The 20,684-nt window shown below is 60.1% G+C and carries 27 protein-coding genes; 10 read left to right on the top strand and 17 right to left on the bottom strand.

Annotated elements, in window-relative coordinates; all coding sequences use genetic code 11:
- Positions 1-46: 46 nt before the first annotated feature.
- Positions 47-940: a fructose bisphosphate aldolase gene (locus EK369_RS00700; RefSeq protein ID WP_127111769.1), complete on the top strand. Its 894-nt coding sequence runs from the start codon at positions 47-49 to the stop codon at positions 938-940.
- 6 nt (positions 941-946) lie between these two features.
- On the opposite strand, the gene EK369_RS00695 is transcribed toward EK369_RS00700, so the two are convergent.
- Entirely contained in the window at positions 947-1,882 is a 936-nt protein-coding gene (locus tag EK369_RS00695) for a hydrogen peroxide-inducible genes activator (RefSeq protein ID WP_127111768.1), read from the bottom strand.
- A 176-nt stretch (positions 1,883-2,058) separates the two neighbouring features.
- Between EK369_RS00695 and EK369_RS00690 the strand changes: the two genes are divergently transcribed.
- From EK369_RS00690 to EK369_RS21700, 4 genes are all read left to right on the top strand, one after another.
- Positions 2,059-2,265: a hypothetical protein gene (locus EK369_RS00690; RefSeq protein WP_127111767.1), complete on the top strand. Its 207-nt coding sequence runs from the start codon at positions 2,059-2,061 to the stop codon at positions 2,263-2,265.
- Positions 2,262-2,438, top strand: coding sequence for a hypothetical protein (locus EK369_RS21705; protein ID WP_164726776.1), 177 nt, complete (start codon positions 2,262-2,264; stop codon positions 2,436-2,438). Before EK369_RS00690 ends, EK369_RS21705 begins: the two co-directional genes overlap by 4 nt.
- Before the next feature lie 231 nt (positions 2,439-2,669).
- Positions 2,670-2,921, top strand: coding sequence for a YdcH family protein (locus EK369_RS00685; RefSeq protein WP_164726774.1), 252 nt, complete (start codon positions 2,670-2,672; stop codon positions 2,919-2,921).
- Entirely contained in the window at positions 2,918-3,088 is a 171-nt protein-coding gene (locus tag EK369_RS21700) for a hypothetical protein (protein ID WP_164726772.1), read from the top strand. Before EK369_RS00685 ends, EK369_RS21700 begins: the two co-directional genes overlap by 4 nt.
- 75 nt (positions 3,089-3,163) lie before the next feature.
- Here EK369_RS21700 and EK369_RS00680 read toward each other — a convergent pair whose 3' ends face one another.
- The gene (locus tag EK369_RS00680) at positions 3,164-4,114 is read right to left on the bottom strand and encodes a TRM11 family SAM-dependent methyltransferase (RefSeq protein ID WP_127111765.1); all 951 of its coding nucleotides are present in this window, start codon (positions 4,112-4,114) and stop codon (positions 3,164-3,166) included.
- A gap of 49 nt (positions 4,115-4,163) precedes the next feature.
- A complete protein-coding gene (locus EK369_RS00675) occupies positions 4,164-5,786 on the bottom strand; it encodes an acyl-CoA dehydrogenase family protein (protein WP_127111764.1) in 1,623 nt (540 codons plus the stop codon).
- Positions 5,787-5,964: 178 nt separating this feature from the next.
- Here EK369_RS00675 and EK369_RS00670 point away from each other — a divergent pair, with 178 nt between their 5' ends.
- A complete protein-coding gene (locus EK369_RS00670) occupies positions 5,965-6,267 on the top strand; it encodes an FtsB family cell division protein (RefSeq protein ID WP_127111763.1) in 303 nt (100 codons plus the stop codon).
- An 11-nt stretch (positions 6,268-6,278) separates the two neighbouring features.
- On the opposite strand, the gene EK369_RS21695 is transcribed toward EK369_RS00670, so the two are convergent.
- Positions 6,279-6,452 (bottom strand): hypothetical protein, encoded by a 174-nt coding sequence (locus tag EK369_RS21695; RefSeq protein ID WP_164726770.1) that lies wholly within the window; start codon positions 6,450-6,452, stop codon positions 6,279-6,281.
- 42 nt (positions 6,453-6,494) lie between these two features.
- Here EK369_RS21695 and pdhA point away from each other — a divergent pair, with 42 nt between their 5' ends.
- Genes pdhA through EK369_RS00655 form a run of 3 tightly spaced genes read left to right on the top strand, consistent with a single transcriptional unit; the run spans position 6,495 to position 10,197 of the window.
- Positions 6,495-7,484 carry a pyruvate dehydrogenase (acetyl-transferring) E1 component subunit alpha gene (pdhA, locus tag EK369_RS00665; RefSeq protein ID WP_127111762.1) on the top strand — a complete coding sequence of 330 codons (990 nt, stop codon included), beginning with the start codon at positions 6,495-6,497 and terminating at the stop codon, positions 7,482-7,484.
- Positions 7,485-7,507: 23 nt separating this feature from the next.
- Positions 7,508-8,872: a pyruvate dehydrogenase complex E1 component subunit beta gene (locus tag EK369_RS00660; protein ID WP_127111761.1), complete on the top strand. Its 1,365-nt coding sequence runs from the start codon at positions 7,508-7,510 to the stop codon at positions 8,870-8,872.
- 14 nt (positions 8,873-8,886) lie between these two features.
- The gene (locus EK369_RS00655; protein ID WP_127111760.1) at positions 8,887-10,197 is read left to right on the top strand and encodes a pyruvate dehydrogenase complex dihydrolipoamide acetyltransferase; all 1,311 of its coding nucleotides are present in this window, start codon (positions 8,887-8,889) and stop codon (positions 10,195-10,197) included.
- A gap of 72 nt (positions 10,198-10,269) precedes the next feature.
- Here the strand turns inward: EK369_RS00655 and cysE are convergent, their stop codons facing one another.
- Positions 10,270-11,073: a serine O-acetyltransferase gene (cysE, locus tag EK369_RS00650; RefSeq protein WP_127111759.1), complete on the bottom strand. Its 804-nt coding sequence runs from the start codon at positions 11,071-11,073 to the stop codon at positions 10,270-10,272.
- Positions 11,074-11,158: 85 nt separating this feature from the next.
- Between cysE and EK369_RS00645 the strand changes: the two genes are divergently transcribed.
- The gene (locus EK369_RS00645; RefSeq protein WP_235871309.1) at positions 11,159-11,497 is read left to right on the top strand and encodes a TraR/DksA family transcriptional regulator; all 339 of its coding nucleotides are present in this window, start codon (positions 11,159-11,161) and stop codon (positions 11,495-11,497) included.
- On the opposite strand, the gene EK369_RS00640 is transcribed toward EK369_RS00645, so the two are convergent.
- Genes EK369_RS00640 through EK369_RS00585 form a run of 12 tightly spaced genes read right to left on the bottom strand, consistent with a single transcriptional unit; the run spans position 11,478 to position 20,629 of the window.
- Positions 11,478-11,786 carry a DUF7742 family protein gene (locus EK369_RS00640; protein ID WP_127111757.1) on the bottom strand — a complete coding sequence of 103 codons (309 nt, stop codon included), beginning with the start codon at positions 11,784-11,786 and terminating at the stop codon, positions 11,478-11,480. The two genes, EK369_RS00645 and EK369_RS00640, sit on opposite strands and share 20 nt — an antisense overlap.
- Positions 11,787-11,791: 5 nt before the next feature.
- Positions 11,792-15,715 (bottom strand): baseplate multidomain protein megatron, encoded by a 3,924-nt coding sequence (locus tag EK369_RS00635; RefSeq protein ID WP_127111756.1) that lies wholly within the window; start codon positions 15,713-15,715, stop codon positions 11,792-11,794.
- A 2-nt stretch (positions 15,716-15,717) separates the two neighbouring features.
- Positions 15,718-16,149: an NlpC/P60 family protein gene (locus EK369_RS00630; RefSeq protein WP_127111755.1), complete on the bottom strand. Its 432-nt coding sequence runs from the start codon at positions 16,147-16,149 to the stop codon at positions 15,718-15,720.
- The gene (locus EK369_RS00625) at positions 16,146-17,033 is read right to left on the bottom strand and encodes a phage/gene transfer agent baseplate hub protein (RefSeq protein ID WP_127111754.1); all 888 of its coding nucleotides are present in this window, start codon (positions 17,031-17,033) and stop codon (positions 16,146-16,148) included. The genes EK369_RS00630 and EK369_RS00625 overlap by 4 nt, the downstream gene beginning before the upstream one ends.
- Positions 17,033-17,665 (bottom strand): DUF2460 domain-containing protein, encoded by a 633-nt coding sequence (locus EK369_RS00620; RefSeq protein WP_127111753.1) that lies wholly within the window; start codon positions 17,663-17,665, stop codon positions 17,033-17,035. The genes EK369_RS00625 and EK369_RS00620 overlap by 1 nt, the downstream gene beginning before the upstream one ends.
- Before the next feature lie 15 nt (positions 17,666-17,680).
- The gene (locus EK369_RS00615) at positions 17,681-18,340 is read right to left on the bottom strand and encodes an RcGTA-type gene transfer agent tail tape measure protein (RefSeq protein ID WP_127111752.1); all 660 of its coding nucleotides are present in this window, start codon (positions 18,338-18,340) and stop codon (positions 17,681-17,683) included.
- Positions 18,333-18,536: a rcc01693 family protein gene (locus EK369_RS00610; protein WP_127111751.1), complete on the bottom strand. Its 204-nt coding sequence runs from the start codon at positions 18,534-18,536 to the stop codon at positions 18,333-18,335. The genes EK369_RS00615 and EK369_RS00610 overlap by 8 nt, the downstream gene beginning before the upstream one ends.
- Positions 18,533-18,856 carry a gene transfer agent family protein gene (locus EK369_RS00605; RefSeq protein ID WP_127111750.1) on the bottom strand — a complete coding sequence of 108 codons (324 nt, stop codon included), beginning with the start codon at positions 18,854-18,856 and terminating at the stop codon, positions 18,533-18,535. Before EK369_RS00605 ends, EK369_RS00610 begins: the two co-directional genes overlap by 4 nt.
- Before the next feature lie 2 nt (positions 18,857-18,858).
- The gene (locus EK369_RS00600; protein WP_127111749.1) at positions 18,859-19,272 is read right to left on the bottom strand and encodes a phage major tail protein, TP901-1 family; all 414 of its coding nucleotides are present in this window, start codon (positions 19,270-19,272) and stop codon (positions 18,859-18,861) included.
- Positions 19,273-19,290: 18 nt separating this feature from the next.
- Positions 19,291-19,704 carry a DUF3168 domain-containing protein gene (locus EK369_RS00595; RefSeq protein WP_127111748.1) on the bottom strand — a complete coding sequence of 138 codons (414 nt, stop codon included), beginning with the start codon at positions 19,702-19,704 and terminating at the stop codon, positions 19,291-19,293.
- The gene (locus EK369_RS00590) at positions 19,701-20,039 is read right to left on the bottom strand and encodes a head-tail adaptor protein (RefSeq protein ID WP_127111747.1); all 339 of its coding nucleotides are present in this window, start codon (positions 20,037-20,039) and stop codon (positions 19,701-19,703) included. The genes EK369_RS00595 and EK369_RS00590 overlap by 4 nt, the downstream gene beginning before the upstream one ends.
- Entirely contained in the window at positions 20,036-20,629 is a 594-nt protein-coding gene (locus EK369_RS00585; RefSeq protein ID WP_127111746.1) for a head-tail connector protein, read from the bottom strand. The genes EK369_RS00590 and EK369_RS00585 overlap by 4 nt, the downstream gene beginning before the upstream one ends.
- Positions 20,630-20,684: the final 55 nt, after the last annotated feature.

Here is a 20,684-nt window from a genome sequence, read left to right as displayed (position 1 = left end):
CGCGGATTTCAGCGGCAAACTCCATATTTTCAGGGCGGATATCTTCATGGCCAACCAAGCACAAATCGACCAGATGACCTCGGGCGCGGGCTTTATTGCGGCTCTCGACCAATCCGGCGGCTCGACCCCCAAAGCGTTGCGCCTTTATGGCGTCGAAGAAGACGCCTATGGCTCAGAAGAAGAAATGTTCGATCTGATCCACGCCATGCGCGCCCGCATTGCCACGGCACCTGCTTTCACCGGTGAAAAAGTCGTGGGGGCGATCCTGTTTGAAATGACCATGGATCGTCAGATCGACGGAAAACCTACCGCCACATACATGTGGGAAGAACGCGGCGTCGTGCCTTTTTTGAAAGTCGACAAGGGATTGGCTGACGAAGAAAACGGCGCACAGGTCATGAAGCCGATGCCAGACTTGGATGCCTTGTGCGAACGTGCCGTGAAAGCCGGTGTTTTTGGCACCAAGATGCGCTCGGTCATCAACGCGGCCAATGCCCAGGGCATCGCTGCCGTCGTGGCGCAACAGTTTGACATCGGCAAGCAGATCCTCGGCCATGGCCTGATGCCGATCATTGAACCGGAAGTGACGATTTCCATTTCCGACAAGGCCGCGGCAGAGGATATCCTGCTGGCGGAAATCACCAAACAGCTTGATGCATTGCCTGACGATCAGAAGATCATGCTGAAACTGACCCTGCCGGAAACCGCCAATCACTATCAATCGCTGGTCAACCACCCCAAGGTGATGCGCGTCGTCGCCCTGTCCGGCGGCTATAGCCGCGAAGAGGCCAACGACCGTCTGTCCAACAACGCAGGCATGATCGCATCCTTCAGCCGCGCGCTGACCGAAGGTCTTTCTGCACAACAAAGCGACGATGAGTTCAACGCGACCATCGCACAGTCCATCGGCACGATCTACGACGCCTCGGTGGCGGGCTGACACCCCTTAGCCCGCCGGTTGCACCTGGCGGGCAAATTCGTCCCTGACGACCCTTTCGGCAACCTCGGCAAACTGCGCGATCAAACGCGGCTTGCCTGAAGATTTGCGCCAAACCAAGCCGACCTGCCGGTAAAACCCGCCGCGCACCGGGATCAACACAACGTCGCCCGCGGTTTTTGGCACCTCGGACTGCGCGTAGAGCGCGGGCAAAAACGTCACCCCCATATTCATGGCCACCATTTGCCGCAAAGCATCCAGGCTGGTTCCGATATAGTCGTCGCGCAGCCTGGCGCCGACATCTGCACACAACTGCGTAAGCGGCGCGTGCAATGTCAGCTTGGCCCCGAGCGTCAGCACGTCCTGTCCTTTTAGGTCTTCGCGGGCCACTTGGTTTTGCGTGGCCAGGGGGTGATCGCGCGCAACCGCCAAGAGCATGGGTTCGCGATAAAGCGGGTGCGTGCTGAAATCAGAGGCCGCCACCGGCATTTGTGTGAGAATGATGTCATGCGTGCCAGCAAGCAATTCTTCGAGCAAATCCTTTGGCACCCCATCACGCGCCACGAGTTTCATATCCGGGTTCTTGATGTGGAGATGTTGCAGGAATCGTGGAAGGAAATACGGGCCAATCGTGACAGTTGCACCTAGATGCAGCGTGCCTGCCCCTCCGCGTCCCATGGCATTGGCGGCCTCCATCAATCCTTCGACATCATCAAGAACTTTTTGAGCGCGTTCCAGAACGTCCCGCCCCCCCGGAGTAAGCTGTGCACCACGCCGCCCACGTTCAACAAGCCGCAAGCCCAGAACATCTTCGAGTGCCGCGATTTGCTGGCTTAGCGACGGTTGGCTGAGCCCCAGTCTTTCTGCGGCACGGCGATATTGTCCGGTCTGAGCCAGGGTCACGAAATACCGGAGCTGGCGAATGGTTGGCAGAGGATGTGACATACAACAGGTTTCGTTTGGTTTTTCCTATCAATCTATTTGGAATCTATTTCTGTTTTCTATTTCTACAACCCCCATATCTGCGATGTCACGGGCAAGGTCCCGGTCATCCCGATACATCCACAGGTTTCCAAATGCCCAACACTCTCTTTCCACGCATCGCCGTTGTTCTCACACACATGAAAACCCTGCGAAAACGTCAAAGCCAACTCGACGGTGAAATCGCTCTTGAACAAAATCGTCTGGATTCAAACTATCAGCACCTGCACTGGCTCAAGGTGCGCCGCCTGATGGTAGCGGACCAGATACAGCGCTACGACGCGATCCTTCACAAACTCAAAGAGGCCCTGCTGAACAGCAGTTCCGGAAAGGCTGCCCTGACATGACCGAACTCTATCGCTACATGACCCCGTCCTGGTTGAATGCTGCACCAACACTAGACCAGTTGATGAAATCACTCACCCGCGACACCTATGTGGCCACCCACACAACCGCCGCAGAACGCCCCTATTCAGAAGCACCGGAGAGGCCACCGCTCTACCCATTCTCACCCATGTGAGACGTTTTCCAAACCTGACGACACAACTTTTCCACCGCGCTTTGACCCAACAAGTCAAAGCGCGGTTTCTTTTTGGGGTGTGCTAAACTTACGGAAGTTCCTCTGTGTTTAATAAATGCAATTGGTTTTTCCTATCAAAAGGAATGGCCCCACCCCGTCCCAATGCCGCCAGCACGCCCCATATTGTTAGCAGAACGGCGATACGACCGTTCCAACGAATTGGGAGGCCACATGTCAGATTCTATCCTCAACCGCACAGCTGCCTTGGTTGCACACGTCAAAGCGTTGAAAAGCCGCAAGTCACAACTGGAGTTCAAGATTGACGCCGAACAAGCGCGCCCATTGCCAGACACACTGCGTCTGCGTCGGCTGAAAACACGCAAACTTGCGCTTCGTGATCTTCTGCGCCGGCAAGAGCTAAGACTCGCCAAGCTGAAACCCATCGCAGGCCACATCGCCGCCAGACAGGGAGGCCTCGCATGAAACACTTTGGGTTCCATAACCCCCAGCCGCTTTTTCAAAGTCGGGACATCAGCGAACTCAAGACCGCTCTGATTGACGATGATGATGCCCCCGACGGCGGCACCTTTAACCGCCCGACGACTTTGAAGAGAACTGCAGCTGCCACCACTCCGTCCCATCCGAACTAACCTTCGGATGACACTTTCGGCGCTGTCTTGTCCCAAATGTGGTGTCGAAAGCGTGTTGCTTCAGGCTTTTCGTTCTCAAGCCGCTTTACGCAACACAAGAACGTCGCGCAGGATTGACTCGCTCATTCTATGCGCGACGTTTCTCTCAACCACCTCGAGGTTCAAACCCTCAAAGGCCGCGATCATATCGGCGCGCTTTGGAATGTTGCAGTTATAGGCAATCGCCATCACTCCTCCGGGAGCCAAGCAATCGGCCCAACCCTGGGCTGCCTTTTGAATGACCGCCAAGGGGCTTCTTGCCCCATCCGGCCCGCCCATATGTTGCACCCCATAGGGAATGTCAGTGACCAAGAGATCAAAAGGCGCGCGGCCAACCAATGCACGCGCGTCAACGGTATCGCCGATCACGACACGCGCTGTTTGGCCTTCTGACTTGAAGTCCAGAAACTTGCCAGTGCCCTTCTTATTGGCCTTTTGCACCCAGCCTTCTGCCAGTTTGTGTTTCTGACGGTGCAGCTTGGTCCATTTCTTCAGCCCGCGACGAATTTCATTGAGGGCCGAGAGATCCTGCTCCACTCCTGTGGCTGACATCCCATAGCGCATGGCCCAGAACAAAGAAGTTCCGCGCCCGCACATCGGATCAAGCAACCGCAAATCGGTGTGGCCGGTTTCAACCTCTTGCAACGCAAGGTTCACCAACAGCTGTGTCAGGGTTTCGTTGGTTTTGCCCCGGTACTTCTCGCCAGAGACAAAATCTTCGTGAAGACCAAAACCTTTGGCCCCTTCGACAGGATGCCACCCTTGCTGATCCACCAGAAAAAGGCCTTGGACAAACGACAGACGCATCACCTCGCGTGTGAGATCATCTGCACAGGCGATGCGCAGAAAATCCATGCCTCCGTGCATCTCAAATGCGCCGATTTCAACACCCCCGACACCCGCAATCTCGGCCAGAGCAACGGATTGGGTTTCGCCGAAGTAGGCCCCGCGCGCGGCAGGTGAAATCAATAGAGCATAATCTGGCATGATGGATCCGGCACAAAGGTCGTTTGCCGGACCCTACCCCAGCCTGCGGTCAAGGGTCCAGACGCGACAGGATAGCGGCGGCATCCAATCCGGCAACAGTACCCGCCATCTGGCCGCGATCCTGCGCGACGCGGCTGGTGACGTAGCCAGAGACCACTGCATCAGGTGCCGTCTGCATCAATGCGGCCGACGTCAGAAGATTGCCCAGGCTTTCCGCAAACCAACGGGCCTCTGCCTCGGTCGGGCTTGCAGGCCACCGTTGGCGATGCGCCTCCAGCGCAGCGTCATAGCGGCTGTCGCGCCCACGCGCGGTGTCCAGAACTTCGGCAAGGACCTCTGCCGCAAGCGGCTCGCGGGCCAATGTGCGCAGAATATCGAGGCAAATGACGTTGCCGGACCCTTCCCAAATCGAATTCAACGGCGCTTCGCGATACAGCATCGGCATCGGCGTGTCTTCGACATAGCCCACGCCCCCAAGCACCTCCAAAGCTTCGCCAACCACAGGTATACAGCGTTTGTTTGAGAGATACTTGGCCAGTGCCACACCGATCCGAGCCAAGGCCCGGGACTCTTTATCATCGCGGTCATAAGCACTTGCGAGGAACATGGACACCGCCAGAGCGCCCTCCATATCCAGTGTCAGATCCGCAAGAACTTCGCGCATCAAGGGCTGGTCGATCAGGCGCCGCTGAAACACCGATCGGTGCGAAACCCAATGGTGCGCTTCGGCGATTGCGGCCCGCATCAATGCCGCAGGCGCAATCGCCGTATCCAGCCGTGTATGGTGCACCATCTCGATGATGGTGCGCACACCGGCCCCTTCTTCGCCCAGACGGTAGGCCAGCGCATTGTGGTATTCGATTTCAGAACTCGCATTGGCGTGATTGCCCAGCTTGTTTTTGAGCCGCTGCAACCGGATGCCATTCCGCTCGCCTTCGAGCCATCGGGGGACAAGAAAACAGGTCAGCCCTCCTTCGGCCTGGGCCAATGTGAGAAAGCCGTCACACATCGGCGCCGAGCAAAACCATTTGTGACCCGTCAGGCGATAGGCCTCGCCATCTCGCACCGCGCGCGTGGTGTTGGCGCGGACGTCTGACCCGCCCTGCTTCTCGGTCATCGCCATTCCCAGAGTTGCGCCCTGTTTCTGCGCAATGGGCCGGGTGGACGGGTCATAGATGCCGGACATGAGTTTTGGCGCCCAGGTCTCATAGAGTGTCTTGTCATGACGCAAGGCCGGAACGGCGGCATAGGTCATCGTCATAGGACACCCTGCCCCCGGTTCGGTCTGCATCTGCATGTAGACCAACGCGGCATGGGTTGCGTGCCCCCCCGGGGTTCCGTCCCAGGCCACGCGCGCAAATCCTGCCCCCAACCCGGCCTGCATCACGGCGTGATAGCCGGGATGAAACTCGACCTCATCCAATCGCCTGCCACCGCGATCAAACAGCTTCAGACGCGGCAAATCCCGCTGCGCATCTTCGGCAGCCTGCAGAATGGTTTCCGACCCGTAAACCTGCCCGGCGGAGGCCAGCACGTCTTGTTGCGCCCCGGCAGCTATTGCGGCCTCCCGCAAGGGCCTGTCATCCGCCCAAAGATCCCGCGCGCCACGCAGACCGGGCTGATTAAAGACATCATGCGTTCCCAAAACGGTGGCTGGCTCTGACTGGGTCATACTGTTCTCTCCCTTGTTGATGAACAGCCTAGCTGTCGCGTCCGTACTCTGACCAGAAATCCGTGGCGTCAGAAATCACCAAAAAAACCAACATACTGACTCAAAAGGGATTCACAGCGCGAATCACCTGTGGCATAGTGTTGGAAGACGCCCGCAAAGGGCGCGATTGAGGCAGAGCATGACATCACAAAAGACCAGACCAGCCCTAGGTGCGCTCTTGTTTTTCGGCGTGTGTTTTGCGCTTGGCATCATTTTTACATTTGCCGCCGTTCAAGGCGACTATGGTGTGTTTCGCCGGGTAGAGATCGACGCAGATCGCGCGGCGTTGTCGGCCGAACTGGCCCAGCTGCAATCAGAGGTCGCGCGGATGGAAAACCTGACCCAGCGCCTGAGTGACGACTATCTCGATCTGGACCTTCTGGATCAGCAGGCCCGCGATGTGCTTGGCATGATCCGGGCTGACGAGATTGTCATTCGCTGAGCTGTTTCTGCTTACTCAAGAGCTTTGCGCATCCCGTAATTCAGCGCCTCTAGCGTGTGATGATCCCTGAGAAATGGGCCAAATTCGGTCTTGTCGACAGTCCCGTCGTTCCGGAATAACAATTCATCTTCCACGATCATCGCGACAACTTTCCACTCGCCACGCTGGGGCGGATCGGCTACCATTTTGTTTAACACTAAACTATTCCATCTGCTGGGAGGCTCGGGATGGCTGCCAAAAAGCCCGCCAAAAAGACCAACGTGTCTGGCGACGAACTCAAGAAATACTATCGCGAAATGTTGTTGATCCGCCGCTTTGAAGAAAAAGCGGGTCAGTTGTACGGCATGGGCCTGATCGGGGGCTTTTGCCACCTCTATATCGGTCAAGAGGCCGTTGTCGTGGGTCTGGAAGCTGCCGCTGAAGAGGGTGACAAGCGTATCACATCGTACCGCGACCACGGTCATATGCTGGCCTGTGGCATGGATGCCAAGGGCGTGATGGCCGAACTGACAGGCCGCGCCGGAGGGTATTCCCGGGGCAAGGGCGGCTCGATGCACATGTTCTCGAAAGAAAAGCATTTCTATGGCGGCCACGGCATTGTGGGGGCGCAGGTGCCGCTGGGTGCCGGGCTGGCCTTTGCAGACAAGTACAAGGGCAACGGCCGCGTGACCTTTACCTATTTCGGGGATGGCGCCGCCAACCAGGGTCAGGTTTATGAAACCTTCAACATGGCCGCGATCTGGGATTTGCCAGTGATTTTTGTGATTGAAAACAATCAGTACGCCATGGGAACCGCGCAAACCCGGTCGACCTCGACCAAGGATATCTATCACCGCGGCGAGGCCTTTGGCATCCCCGGTGAGATGGTGGACGGCATGGATGTGCTGGCGGTAAAAGATGCTGGTGAACGCGCCGTTGCGCACTGTCGCAAAGGCAAAGGCCCCTATATTCTCGAGGTCAAAACCTATCGCTACCGCGGCCACTCAATGTCGGATCCGGCCAAGTATCGCACCCGTGAAGAAGTGCAAAAGATGCGCGAAGAACGGGATGCCATCGAACACGTGCGCGCCATGATCCTCGAAGGCAAACACGCCTCAGAAGAGGACCTCAAGGCGATCGACAAAGAGATCAAGGCCGTCGTGAACGAAAGTGCCGATTTCGCCAAAGAAAGCCCCCTACCCGCAGCCGAAGAGCTGTGGACAGATATCTACGCGTGATCTGACAGAGGAGAATAGAAAAGATGGCTATTGAAATTCTGATGCCCGCCCTGTCCCCCACGATGGAAGAAGGCACGCTCGCCAAATGGCTGGTGAAAGAGGGCGACACGGTCTCGTCCGGTGACATCATCGCTGAAATTGAAACCGACAAGGCCACGATGGAATTCGAGGCCGTGGATGACGGCGTGATTGGTCACATCCTTGTGGCGGAAGGCACGGAAAACGTCGCCGTCAACACGGCCATTGCCACCTTGCTGGAAGACGGAGAAGAGGCAGGCGCAACGCCCACGCCCACAACCGCCGCCCCGCAAGAGCCGATACCGGCTCAGGCTGCCGCCCCCGCCGCGGTAGAGGCCCCCATGGCGGCTCCGGCTGATCTGACACCAGATTGGCCCGAAGGCACGGCGATGAAGCAGCAAACCGTGCGCGAAGCACTGCGCGACGCCATGGCCGAAGAAATGCGGGCTGATGAGGACGTGTTCCTGATGGGCGAAGAGGTTGCCGAATATCAGGGCGCCTACAAGGTAAGCCAGGGTTTGCTGGACGAGTTTGGCTCGAAACGGGTGATCGACACCCCCATCACGGAACATGGGTTTGCCGGGATTGCCACCGGTGCGGCCTTTGGCGGTCTGCGACCGATCGTTGAATTCATGACATTCAACTTCGCCATGCAGGCCATTGACCATATTATCAATTCGGCAGCAAAAACACTCTATATGTCCGGCGGCCAAATGGGCGCGCCCATGGTGTTTCGCGGCGCAAATGGCGCAGCGGCCCGCGTGGGGGCACAGCACTCACAGGACTATGCCGCGTGGTATGCGCAGATCCCCGGGCTGAAGGTTGTGATGCCCTATTCCGCATCTGACGCCAAAGGTCTGCTGAAAACCGCCATCCGCGATCCCAACCCAGTGATCTTCCTTGAAAACGAAATCCTCTATGGTCGCGCCTTTGATGTGCCGGTTCTGGACGACTTCACCATTCCCTTCGGCAAAGCACGTGTCTGGCGCGAAGGCACGGATGTCACCCTCGTCAGCTTTGGCATCGGTATGCAGTATGCGCTGGAGGCTGCGGAAAAGCTGGCTCAGGACGGCATCAGCGCCGAAGTCATCGACCTGCGCACCCTGCGCCCCATCGACTACGACACTGTCATCAACTCGGTCATGAAAACCAACCGTTGCGTCACCGTCGAAGAGGGCTGGCCCGTAGGGTCCATTGGCAACCACATCTCTGCCACGATCATGCAACGCGCCTTTGACTACCTCGACGCGCCGGTGATCAACTGCACCGGCAAGGATGTGCCCATGCCATATGCGGCGAACCTTGAGAAACTGGCGCTTGTGACGACGGATGACGTGATCACTGCCGTCAAACAAGTCACGTATCGCTAAGGGAGGACACGACAATGGCTATTGAAATCCTCATGCCCGCGCTTTCCCCCACGATGGAAGAAGGCACTTTGGCCAAATGGCTGGTCAAAGAGGGCGACGAAGTACAGTCCGGCGACATCATTGCCGAGATCGAAACGGACAAGGCCACCATGGAGTTCGAGGCCGTGGACGAAGGTATCATGGGTCCGATCCTGATCGCGGAAGGCACCGAAGGCGTCTTGGTCAACACTGTCATCGCCATGATGCTGGAGGACGGCGAAGACGCGGGCAGCGTCGCAGCCCCATCCTCGGCCCCGGCAGGTACAGAGCCATCGGTTCCAGCGGCCGAGAAAGCCCCGCAAGGGACTGCCGAGGCCCCTGCCACGCCTGCGCCGCCCAGTTCTAAGACCAGTGATGGCAGTCGTATTTTTGCGTCACCGCTCGCCCGCCGCATCGCCGCGGACAAAAGTCTTGATCTGGCAACGCTCCAAGGCTCAGGCCCGCGTGGACGCATCGTCAAGGCGGACGTGGAAAACGCAAAACCTGGCGCCGCGCCCGCCTCGGTGGCCGCCACCAGCGCCGCAACACCTTCGGCCCCTGCACCCCTGCCACAAAGCGCGGACGCAGCCAGCGTCGCCCGTATGTACGAGGGGCGCGATTATGTCGAAGTGCCGCTTGATGGCATGCGCAAGACCATTGCGGCCCGCCTGACCGAAGCGAAACAGACCATTCCGCACTTCTACCTGCGCCGGGACATCCGTCTGGATGCCTTGTTAAAGTTCCGGTCCGAATTGAATGCCCAGCTTGAGACACGTGGCGTCAAACTCTCGGTCAACGATTTCATCATCAAGGCCTGTGCCCTGGCGCTGCAATCGGTTCCGGACGCCAACGCCGTTTGGGCAGGAGATCGCGTTCTGAAACTGACACCGTCTGACGTGGCGGTGGCTGTCGCCATCGAAGGTGGCTTGTTCACACCGGTCCTGAAAGATGCAGAAGCTAAATCTCTGTCTGCCTTGTCAGCCGAGATGAAAGATCTGGCAACCCGGGCCCGTGATCGCAAACTTGCGCCGCACGAATACCAGGGCGGCAGTTTCGCGATCTCGAACCTCGGTATGTTCGGCATCGACAATTTTGATGCAGTCATCAATCCGCCTCATGGCGCAATCCTTGCCGTGGGGTCGGGCGTGAAAAAACCGGTTGTTGGCAAAGACGGTGCTCTCGAAGTCGCAACAGTCATGTCCGTGACGCTCTCGGTCGACCACAGGGTCATCGATGGCGCACTCGGAGCCGAAGTGTTGAAACACATCGTCGACAACCTGGAAAACCCGATGACCATGCTGGTCTGACGTAAAGCGTATTACATAAAGAAAGCGCCGCAACTTCTTGCGGCGCTTTTGTTTTGTCAGATCAGTCCGACGTCAGTGTTCAAGGATTTGGTCCATAGCGACCGAAGGCTGGTCGCACCCGGCCTCACCAACGATCTTTGCCGGAACGCCCGCGACTGTTTTGCATGGGGGCACCTCTTCCAGCACCACCGAGCCTGCCGCGATGCGGCTGCAATGGCCAACCTTGATGTTGCCCAGAACCTTGGCGCCGGCCCCAATCAGAACACCATCGCCAATCTTCGGGTGACGATCCTCTTCCTCTTTGCCGGTTCCACCCAACGTCACCGAGTGCAACATCGAGACATTGTCCCCCACAACAGCCGTCTCTCCAATCACGATCGAATGGGCATGGTCGATCATGATCCCTTTGCCAATTTTTGCGCCGGGGTGAATATCGATGCCAAATATCTCGGACGTGCGCATTTGAATGAAATAGGCCAGGTCCTTACGGCCCTGACGCCACAGCCAATTGCCGATGCGATAGGCCTGAACAGCCTGATACCCTTTGAAATACAGGATCGGCTGCAACAACCGGTGGCTTGCCGGATCGCGATCATAAATCGCCATCAGATCCGCCCGAGCAGCCTCGGCAAGTGCCGGGTCCATCGCAAAGGCTTCGTCGGCAATTTCCCGCAGAACCACCATGGACATCTCGTTTGACGCCAGTTTGGCTGCAAAACGATAGCTCAGCGCGCGTTCGATGGTTTTGTGATGCAGAACACAGGCGTGCACCAGGCCACCCATCAGCGGTTCTTCGCGAACTGCCTGCTCCGCCTCGGCAGTAATTCTCTGCCAGGTTGGGTCAATCTCAGTGATTTTCGTGCGCGTTTCAGCCATGGCAAATCGTCCTCTCTTGCCCTTAGACTACACTACATAGTCGATTGGCGGCAAATTCAAAGGGATGATCCCCAGGATCAGCAACGTGAATGTGAAGAGCGCAGAAGAATATCGGAACCTGATCCTCAGCCACCTGGCCGCGCTGGAGGAAGAGGATCGCCTTGGGCAACAAGGCCAATCCGTGGTCACGCTGGATCAACAGGCGGTGGGCCGCCTCAGCCGTATGGATGCCTTGCAGTCCCAGGCCATGGCCAAGGCAAATCAGCTGCGTCGTGACGCCAAGAAAACCGCACTCCTTCAATCACTTGGACGCCTCGATCAAGGTGAATTCGGCTATTGCGAAGAATGCGGTGAAGACATCGCGCCCAAGCGGCTGGCGTTTGACCCTTCGGTCACCCGATGCATCAGCTGCGCGCGCGGTTAGCTTGCCGCCCAGCGCGCCATTCGATCAATTCATGCAACACCATTTCCACACAGCCGCAATACCTGCTGTCCGAAAATCCAGGTTCCGGTTGCAGAACCCGCTTGTGCGCCGTTGCCATCAGTGACCCGTCCCCCCACAACAGATGCGCCCGCCCAAAGCGGCGAAAATAGTGGTGCGCGGCATGGGCTTCCTGGATCATCCGACGGCATATCGGACGGCGGCATGCTTCGGGAAGCCCCAGAAGCACCCGCGCCGCCGCCACAACGTCCCCATGCATCACCCGGCGCATGTGGTTCAGGCCCCAACCGTCAGGCTGGCATACAGCCCTGGACCAAACCGCGCCGACACCTGCGCCACCTCGATCTCGTAGGGGGCCACAACGCCATCCGAGGTCTGCTCGGACGCGCTGTAGCTCCAGTCCGATGTGCTGCGCGTGACCTCACGAACCACAGTGGCCCCCTGTTTTACACGTACATGGTACTGTTCGCTCTCTTCGCCCAAGGGGACGTCAGCCAACTCCCAGCTGTCCCCGTCAATCCGTGTTCGGCGCACCCAGCTGACTTCCAATGACCCGGCCCCATCTGGCGCTGCTTTCAGATGGCAGGGGCTGTAGGGCCGCAGACCATTGCCTGCAAAGGCTTCGACCAGATGCTCATACGCCGGATCATCATAGCCGCGTAACGCCGGGCCAATCCGGTAATGCCGCGCGATATTGCGCATGTTGCTGGCCAGCTTGATCTGGTCAATTTCTCCGTCGAACAACACGACATACGACCCCGTGGGCCAGACATCCGGCATCAGCCTGTCTGATCCCAGCTGCCCCCGCAAACGATGGCTCAACCACCAGGTGTTGGTTGCGATCAGCTCGGCATCGCGGAATTGGAAGACTTCCCAGTTACCCGAGCTGCCATCACCGATCATCGCCAGGTTGTCGCCGTTCAGCAGACGTTCCTCACTGATCGATTCAAATGCGCCGGTGATCAACTTGACCTGCAATCCGTCGCCGCGGTCATACTGTCCCGCAGGTGCCCGCAGCAATGCGGTCTCTGTCACACCAATGGTGGCACGACGGTTTTCCAACAGATTCAGCGCATAGTCACTGTCCGACCCGCTATCGTATACCGCAACACTGCCGGGCCAGGGATTGGCCGTGATGGCAAGATGCGGTGCTATCGGGTCTTCGTCACCGGTCAGCAACGGCAGGTCCATGAACAGCGGCAGAACCGGCACAGGCGCGACAAAGGCACGTTGGGTCGGCGTGTCTTCGGCATATGCCGACGGCTCGTAAACCGCGCTCTCAATGCGCACCGCCTCGACAATCTGCATCGCCCCCTGCTCAACCCGGTCGACCCGATAGAACACCTCGCCACTCTCACCGGGCAAAGAGACCACATCCCCTGCCCCAACAGTCAGCGCCGAAGGCGGCAGCGCAAAGCGGGCCCCATCCCGCGAAACACGCGCCTCAGTCAACCAGCGCTCGACCACCTGGTGTCCCTCGGATCGGGTCAGCGACACGGGCAACTGTGATGACGACACCGCATGCGTGGCCTCGTCCGGCAGTACCGCCTCTTCGGCGAGGATATCAAAGTCCCCATCTGCCTCGACAAATTGCACGCGCACGCGCCCGGCAATCTCGGCCTCGCTCTGTCGCGACTTCTCGATGTCACCTTCTATGTCCTGAGACACAGCCAGCCGGCTCTCGTCCAGGGCAACAGCTTCGCGCCCGTCCCGCATCACGAAATACAGGGTGCCGTCACGCTCTACCGCGTCAAACCCGTGCTGCAACATCAGCGGCTGCAAGGCCGCCCGCGCCTCGCTGACCTCATCCACAACATATCCCCGGACGATGCCCCTCAGATCGCTCACATCGAACGCCAGAACGCCCGCCCGCTCACAGATTTCGCGCACCACCGAAGCCAGAGACCGCGTCGCCGTGCGCCCGGTTAGCCAATGCCCACGTGCGTAATTCCCACCATCACTCCAGAGCTCACGGTTGTTGGGAAAGGCCGGGTATGGCCGCGCATCCCAGGCCCAGACATGGGCGCGGCTCATGTCGACCATCGGCGCGCCATACTCGGCAGAGACCGGATTGTTCTCTGTGTCGCACCAGTACGAGGTCATCGCCCGTATGTACTGTTGCTGAATGTATTCATCCCGTCGCCCGTTCGAATAGCGTGGCAAGGCGGATTCCGAAGATTTCTCATCCAGGAACTTGTTGGGCTGGTTTGTGCCCTTGTCGATCGCAGCACAGCCCATTTCGGCAAAGACAATTGGCTTTGACCCCGGCTCCCACGCAGTTGGCGACGCCTCTCTTGTCCCGCCAACCCGATTGTGGTGTGCATTTTCCCACCAGCCGCGAATGTCCTTATAGCGAAAGACCCACGGCTCGCCATGAGCCCCATCGGTGATCGGCGTACGGATCTGTGCCTCGCGGGCTGCCGAGGAATGGTAGTACCAGTCGTACCCCTCCCCGCCTGCGACATTGGCCTTCAGATAGGCCGGGTTGTAAATGCTGCCCCAATCCGCGTCGGCATGGTCCTCACCCTCACGCCAATCCGACAATGGCATGTAATTGTCGATCCCGACAAAATCGATGCCCTCATCCGACCACAATGGGTCAAGGTGAAAATACACATCCCCCGAGCCATCCTGCGGATGATAGCCAAAATACTCGGTCCAGTCGGCGGCGTAGCCGATCCTGGTGTCCGGTCCCAGGATCGCACGCACCTCGACCAACAGATCCCGCAGCGCCTCTACGGCTGGGAAACTGTTTCCGGCACCACGAATCTGCGTCAGGCCACGCATCTCTGAGCCAATACAAAACGCATCCACACCCCCGGCAGCGGCACACAAGGCCGCCTGATGCAGCACAAAGCGACGATAGCGCCACTCAGATGGCCCGCTATAAGACACCGTCTCGTTACCGACGTTGAAATCCGACGCCGTTGCGGTGCCAAAGAAATCCGCCACTTCGTCCGCGGCTGCAGCCGTCCCATCCGGAGACCCGACCTGCCCCGCCGCCTTGGAGGAGGTAATCCGCCCGCGCCAAGGCAGAGCCGGTTGATCGCTGGCGTCACTCCACGGATCGGGCAGCCCATTGCCCTCTAACTGGTCCATGAGAATGAACGGATAGTACATGACGTCTTTGCCCTGCTCACGCAGATGCTGGATCGCTTCTATCACCGATTGGTCCGTTGGCGTCCCGCCATAGACCGGTCGGCCATCAACCTGGGGGATTTCTTCTGCCTGAGCACGCCCAAAACCAAAAACCCCCCACTTCATTTTGCGCCCATCAGCGTTTTTGCGCTCGACCTTGGGCCGGATGTTACAGTCACCACACCGCAGGTCATCACCAAACCAACTCACGATCAGCGACACCGATCCGCAATTGGGCAACTCGTCCTGCAGCGCTTCCACAGAAGTCACGAAATCGGTTTTGCCCGAGGGTGTGTTCTGGTTGGTATTCTGCGATTGCCCCGGCGCGCCCGAGACATGTACCGGCGTTGTCGCCAGGGCGTACTCTCCCGACCCCGGCATCATCGCCACCGCCTGAACCGCATGGGCGATGTCGCCTTCTGCGTCCTCCTGATGTGCCGGAGTGGGGCGACACACCTCAAACGTAAACTGCGGCACCCGGTTGCTGAATTGCTCCAGCGGCATGGCCTCCATCACCACATAGGCCGTGCCACGATAGGCCGGCACCATACCTTCGCCTTCTACCGCTTCCATCAGCGCGTCGGGCAGCTGATCCTGCGTGCCCTTGTAAACCCGCATGTTGATATCGTCGGGGGATATCTCGACACCATCCGCCCACACGCGGCCCACACTGGTGATTTCACCTTCGCAAAGCGCAATCGCCAGTGACACGGAATAGCTGTATTCCCTTGACACCGGCTGCGGGGCCAACCCCTTGCCGCCACCGCCAGACCGCGTGACTGTCTCGACAAACTCTGTCGCCCAGATCACCTGTCCCCCGATGCGCATCCGCCCGAACAGCTGCGGGATGGCAGCGCCTTCGGCGGCTCCCGTGATCCGAAAGCGATCCACGCGGCCCACGTCGACCGCCTCAGAGCCGCTGCCCAGAATGCTTTGGTCAATCGCCCGCCCCAGCGTGGCTCCGACAAGCCGTCCAATCGCCACCGAAGAGACGCCCGCCAGGCCACCCCCAACCGCGCCACCAACAGCTGCGCCTACAGCCGACAAAACCAAAGTCGCCATGTTTAACCCTCCATGGGAAATTCAAATCGCGCCACGATCCTGCGGCGCCAGGGTTGGCTGAGTGGGCTTTCCGTCACCGCATGCCCCGAATAGGCATGGATAAAGCTGGCGGCCTCGCCCGTCCGCGCCGCAATACCCAGATGTTTCGCCACACCGCGCGCGCGCATACGGAACAACAGCACGTCGCCAGTGGCTTCATCCGAGACCGGCTTGGGCAGCAACCAGCGCTGCGCCGCGCGCCACAGGCGCTCGTCACCCTGTGGCTCGGACCAATCCATGCTATAGGCCGGGACCTTTTCAGGCAGGTCGCCGCAAATCTCGCGCCAGACACCCAGCACCAGTCCCAGACAGTCACATCCTGCGCCCCTCCGCGCGGCCTGATGCACATATGGCGTGCCAAGCCAGCCGCGCGCGGTTTCCACCACCGCACTCATCCACGCAGGCTCCCACCGGTATTGTTGCCACCTTGTCGTGGGGTGCTGAGCATCCAGTCGTCTCCGGGAATGTCTGGAAATCCCTGAAAGTTCAGGAGATTGGCGAATTTCAAACGGCAAGTCTCAAACCGCTTGTCACACCCCGCCTCCAGCCGGATTTCGTCACCGGCCCCCACCGCAGCGCGGATCGGCTCCCACAGCTCGACCACCCGGCTGCCATCGCGAAATTCGTCCCGCTTGATGATCCCGCTCAATCCCGCCGCCGCGCCGCTGGTCACCCGCAAGGCGCCTCGGGTGAACCACCCAGGCTCAAACCCGGCAAGATCCTGCCAGCGAAACACCCGCGCCTCTTCGACAGTCTCAATCGCAACCGTCGCCACATAGCCTGCAGCGCTCAGGTCAAACTTACACGACATGTCGCCCAGAACCGCCGTGCAGGGTTTCTGATAGACCCGCCCCAACGGCCGGTTCAGCGCCTCGGTCAAGCCCCGCAGCTCGGCGCGAAATGCGCCGCCCGCGCGTTGCAATTCCCCCAACGAGCCGCGAAACAAAAGGCTGCGCATGGCCACATCGGCCCAGTTCACCAACCAGCACTTTACCTCGGCCCCATCGAACCGCCCGGCCTCGATATCCGCTTCGCTCAGGCTCGCGTCGCTCAGCGCGCCCAGGGCCTCGGTATTGTCCACGGAAAGCCCCGTGGTCTGCTCCAACGCCATCGCGGACAGACCGGTGTCAGCCCGAAACTGAAACCCCTCAAAAGCCAGATCCACATCGTGATCGGTAAACCCGTAGTACACCCCATCCCTGCGCGTGATGCTCCAGCACCGCGCCACCGTGGTCAGCCCGCTCTTCAGATGGGCCGCAAGCTGCTCTTGCAACGCCATCAGACCCGGACCTCCACCACAGGAACATTGGGCACATCGCCCGCCTTGAACGACGCCACACTGGTCTGGATGCGGTCCGTGTCGAACCGCACCGGGACGTCAAACTCGAAACCCGCGGTGACCTCGCGATCCTTGTCAGGCGCGGTGACAAAGTGGATCTCACCCTCTTCCAGGTTCACCTCGTAGTGCACGCCCTCAAACATCTCATCGCCTTCGACGCCCACGCGCACCGTGCCTGCAACAGGCTTGGTGATGGGACGCTCATAGCGCGCCTCACCCGAGACATAGACCTTGCGCAATGCAAAAACCGTGCTTTCGCCATCCGCAACCGCGATCACCTGATCGCGATAGGTCACCTCTTTTGACGGAACACAGGATTTGAAATCCGACCAATCCTTCCAGCGAAACCCAAAAAGCTGCCCGCGCCGCGCCTCGAAGAACGAGATCAGCGTCTCGACATCATCCAGCGACCGCATTCCCAGCCCCGCGTCATAGCGTCTGCGCGAATGCGCCCAGGGCGTGTTGCGTTCTTCGAACCCATTGGCCAGCGTCACCACGTCGGTGCGCCGCTCTGGCCCCCCGATCGAGCCGAAACTCAGCTTTGCCGGAAACCGGACCTCGTGAAATCCCATGTGCCTGCCCTCCTGTTAACGGTTGCGTTGCCCGCGCCCCAAAGCGCGGCTCATCTGTGCCGCGATCTGACCCTGCGAGCGGCGGAAACTCTCTGCATCCGGCGTCTGGATGTTCATCACGACATTGACACTGCCGCCTGCGCCGCCGCGCACGCCCAGCTTGCCGTCCGCACCGCGGGCCAGCGGCATGATCGCCTCTGGTCCCGCTTCACCCATCAGCCCGGTGCCGCCGCGCATCGGAAAATAGGTCGGAGACGAAACCACGCCGCCACTTGCGAACGGCATGACGCGCCCCTGCGCAAAGCCGGCCCCATCGGCAAAAGGCAGGATGCCCTGCACCAATGTGCCGATGCCATTGGCCACCGCGCCGCCAATTCCATCCGTCACCGGCTTTAGCGCCGCGTTATATGCGGTGTTCATCAGGGATCGTGCCACGTCCTCCAGCGCATCCGACAGCTTTTGCCCGTCAAACACCACGCCATCAAACGCCCGCCTCAGACCGCGGCTCAGACCCCGCTCCAGCGTCTTGACGTCCTGCCCCGTCGCGGACAGAGCCTGACGCATGTTGCGCAGCTCCGTGTCAAAATTGGCGGCCACTGCCGTGGCCCCAGCCAGGCTTTCCTCCAGCGCATCGACCTGCGCGTCAAAGCCGTCCAGCGCGTCACCTTCAGCCATCTTCACGTTCCTCTTTCTTGTCCGGATAGGCCGCCAACAGCGCGTCCAATCCTTTGCGTGTCAGCGCAGGCGCCGCCCCACCCTGACCCAGCATCAGCCGCAACTCGGCCGGGGACAGCGCCCAGAACTCATCCGGTTTCAACCGCAACCCGACCAGCCCGGCCTGCATCAGGGCGGGCCAGTCGAACCCGCTCACCCTGTGCTCTCCGGCAGGGCAAATGCCCGCGCCAACAGTTCCGCGGCGATCTTGGCCGCCTGCATCGGCCCACCGGCAATCTCGGCACGCATCAGGTCACTTGCCTGACCCTGCCAACCGCCGCCGCGCAGCCCCGCCACGATCAGCGCCAGCACGTCGCGTGCCGAGTATCCACCGCTCTCAAAGCGCTCGACCAAAGCCACCAGCGAGTCACTTTCCAGCCCCGCTTCCAGCTCGGCCAGCGCCCCCAGGGTCAGCTTCAGCACGTGGCGCTCACCGTCTAACGTCAGCGCCACTTGGCCTGCCCAAGGGTTCGCCATGATCACAGCGCCACAAAGGTCAGCGCCCCAGCTGACGACATCGACAGCTCATAGGTTGCCTCGCCATTGTGGCTGCCCGCATATTCGATGGCTGTGACCTGAAAAGCCCCCTCAACCACGCCAAAATCCGGGATGATCACCTGAAAGTCCGGTGTCTCGCCGTCAAAAAAGATCTGGCGCGCACGTTCATCGGTGCTTTCGTCACGGAACACGCCCGAGCCAGAGATTGCCGCCGACTTCACACCGGCCCCGGACAACAGCTCGCGCCATCCCCCCTGGCTCTCCAGCGAGGTCACATCGACACTCTCCGCGTTAAAGCTGATGCGCGTGGCGCGCAGGCCCGCGATTGTTTCGAACTGACCGTCTCCGGTCAGGTCCACCTTGATCAACAGATCCTTGCCGTTCTGGGCACCCATATTGCCTACTCCGCCTTGTTAAACATTGTCTTCCACGCGGGCGCGAAACCGCAGGTCGATCCTGCGTGTATTCGCACTGCCTGCGCGTCGCGCCGTGGCGCGGTCGAACTTCAGAAACACCAGCCGTCCACGGGCCAGCGTCAGATCCGCCCCCTCCAGCGCATCGCTGATCGCGACGGCAACCGCCTTCGAGACTGCAAACCCCGCCGCCTCGGAGATCACCGAGATTGTCAGGCGATGCTCTGCCCCCGCGCCGCTCTTGTCCGAGCGATCCAGCACGGTCTCGGTCCCGAGGCTCACATAGGTTCCCGGCAGATCGCCCGGTGGAACCTCGTCGTAAACCGCGTCCCCAATCAGGGCCGCGACAGCGGCATCGCCTTGCAGGTGTGTGTAAATCGCGCCCTGCAGCGCTTCGGCCATTGCATAGCTCATAGCGCCACCTCTTCACTTGCAAAGCAGGTCAGAGTGCGCCCCTGCGGATCACGCTCCGACACCGCCTCAATCCGAAAGAACCGCGTGCCCTCGCGAAACCGCATCCCCGGCACCGGTCTGGATGCCGCACCCTGCGGCGCCCCACGCACGATGATGCGATAGCCCATCCGCGCCAGCGACACCTCACCGCCATCGCGTTCACGGCCTGCGCGCGCCTGTACGTCCGCCCATAACGTGCCCTTGGCGACCCAGCTCTCGGTGTAGCCACCCGCACCATCGGCAAGCCGCTCCGGCGCCTCCAGCACCAGCATCCGAGACAGATGCACCCGGCTCATCTCATCGCCCCCAACCGCAGCGGGCGATAGCGTTCGATCAGGCTGGTCACACCAAACGGCATGCACCCCGAACTCAACGCCGTCTCATCGCGGTATTCGTAGTAATGCGCCGCCAGCAGCATCACCGCCTGGCGCAGGTCCGCCGGAATGTCCGACCAGTCCGGCCCGTATCCCGCCAGGAACTGCACCTGCGCCTGCCCCTCGCTGGGGATCGACGGCAGACAGGCACCTGTGGGACGCAGCTCGGGCCGGTGCTGGTCAGGAAACAGCCGGTACGCACTGGGCGCAACAACCGCCGTATCCCCCAGCCGGTCCTCCAGCGTCACCGCCGATATCGCACTCACCGGTGCGGCCGGCAGACCCTGCCCCGCCGCATCCCGCCACATCGCCACCGACCAGGCAAACTCGCGCTCCAACAGCATCTTGCCGGTGCGCAGCTCAATCGCGGCCATCGCGGCCCGCAAGAAACTCACCAGGACACTGTCTTGAACATCATCATTGTCAAATCCACTCCCCAGCCGCAGGTGCTCTTTGAACTCAGCGACCGGCAGGGCCGCTGTCGGCACCGAGGTCTCTTCGACTAACATCATGAGAAAACTCCGAAAATTGCGGCCCCTCCGCCGGTTCGGGCGCGCGTCCTTGCGC

Origin of the sequence: Shimia sediminis (genome assembly GCF_003990645.1) — a bacterium.
GTDB classification, from domain to species: domain Bacteria; phylum Pseudomonadota; class Alphaproteobacteria; order Rhodobacterales; family Rhodobacteraceae; genus Shimia; species Shimia sediminis.
The sequence above is the reverse complement of the archived record's forward strand: the minus strand, read 5'-3'. Positions and strand labels throughout refer to the sequence as shown.

Excerpts from the sequence above, each read along its gene's own strand:
- EK369_RS00700 (WP_127111769.1), top strand. The coding sequence starts at position 47 with ATGGCCAACCAAGCACAAATCGACCAGATGACCTCGGGCGCGGGCTTT.
- EK369_RS00695 (WP_127111768.1), bottom strand. The coding sequence starts at position 1,882 with ATGTCACATCCTCTGCCAACCATTCGCCAGCTCCGGTATTTCGTGACC.
- EK369_RS00690 (WP_127111767.1), top strand. The coding sequence starts at position 2,059 with ATGAAAACCCTGCGAAAACGTCAAAGCCAACTCGACGGTGAAATCGCT.
- EK369_RS21705 (WP_164726776.1), top strand. The coding sequence starts at position 2,262 with ATGACCGAACTCTATCGCTACATGACCCCGTCCTGGTTGAATGCTGCA.
- EK369_RS00685 (WP_164726774.1), top strand. The coding sequence starts at position 2,670 with ATGTCAGATTCTATCCTCAACCGCACAGCTGCCTTGGTTGCACACGTC.
- EK369_RS21700 (WP_164726772.1), top strand. The coding sequence starts at position 2,918 with ATGAAACACTTTGGGTTCCATAACCCCCAGCCGCTTTTTCAAAGTCGG.
- EK369_RS00680 (WP_127111765.1), bottom strand. The coding sequence starts at position 4,114 with ATGCCAGATTATGCTCTATTGATTTCACCTGCCGCGCGCGGGGCCTAC.
- EK369_RS00675 (WP_127111764.1), bottom strand. The coding sequence starts at position 5,786 with ATGACCCAGTCAGAGCCAGCCACCGTTTTGGGAACGCATGATGTCTTT.
- EK369_RS00670 (WP_127111763.1), top strand. The coding sequence starts at position 5,965 with ATGACATCACAAAAGACCAGACCAGCCCTAGGTGCGCTCTTGTTTTTC.
- EK369_RS21695 (WP_164726770.1), bottom strand. The coding sequence starts at position 6,452 with ATGGTAGCCGATCCGCCCCAGCGTGGCGAGTGGAAAGTTGTCGCGATG.
- pdhA (WP_127111762.1), top strand. The coding sequence starts at position 6,495 with ATGGCTGCCAAAAAGCCCGCCAAAAAGACCAACGTGTCTGGCGACGAA.
- EK369_RS00660 (WP_127111761.1), top strand. The coding sequence starts at position 7,508 with ATGGCTATTGAAATTCTGATGCCCGCCCTGTCCCCCACGATGGAAGAA.
- EK369_RS00655 (WP_127111760.1), top strand. The coding sequence starts at position 8,887 with ATGGCTATTGAAATCCTCATGCCCGCGCTTTCCCCCACGATGGAAGAA.
- cysE (WP_127111759.1), bottom strand. The coding sequence starts at position 11,073 with ATGGCTGAAACGCGCACGAAAATCACTGAGATTGACCCAACCTGGCAG.
- EK369_RS00640 (WP_127111757.1), bottom strand. The coding sequence starts at position 11,786 with ATGCGCCGGGTGATGCATGGGGACGTTGTGGCGGCGGCGCGGGTGCTT.
- EK369_RS00635 (WP_127111756.1), bottom strand. The coding sequence starts at position 15,715 with ATGGCGACTTTGGTTTTGTCGGCTGTAGGCGCAGCTGTTGGTGGCGCG.
- EK369_RS00630 (WP_127111755.1), bottom strand. The coding sequence starts at position 16,149 with ATGAGTGCGGTGGTGGAAACCGCGCGCGGCTGGCTTGGCACGCCATAT.
- EK369_RS00625 (WP_127111754.1), bottom strand. The coding sequence starts at position 17,033 with ATGGCGTTGCAAGAGCAGCTTGCGGCCCATCTGAAGAGCGGGCTGACC.
- EK369_RS00620 (WP_127111753.1), bottom strand. The coding sequence starts at position 17,665 with ATGGGATTTCACGAGGTCCGGTTTCCGGCAAAGCTGAGTTTCGGCTCG.
- EK369_RS00615 (WP_127111752.1), bottom strand. The coding sequence starts at position 18,340 with ATGGCTGAAGGTGACGCGCTGGACGGCTTTGACGCGCAGGTCGATGCG.
- EK369_RS00605 (WP_127111750.1), bottom strand. The coding sequence starts at position 18,856 with ATGGCGAACCCTTGGGCAGGCCAAGTGGCGCTGACGTTAGACGGTGAG.
- EK369_RS00600 (WP_127111749.1), bottom strand. The coding sequence starts at position 19,272 with ATGGGTGCCCAGAACGGCAAGGATCTGTTGATCAAGGTGGACCTGACC.
- EK369_RS00595 (WP_127111748.1), bottom strand. The coding sequence starts at position 19,704 with ATGAGCTATGCAATGGCCGAAGCGCTGCAGGGCGCGATTTACACACAC.
- EK369_RS00590 (WP_127111747.1), bottom strand. The coding sequence starts at position 20,039 with ATGAGCCGGGTGCATCTGTCTCGGATGCTGGTGCTGGAGGCGCCGGAG.
- EK369_RS00585 (WP_127111746.1), bottom strand. The coding sequence starts at position 20,629 with ATGATGTTAGTCGAAGAGACCTCGGTGCCGACAGCGGCCCTGCCGGTC.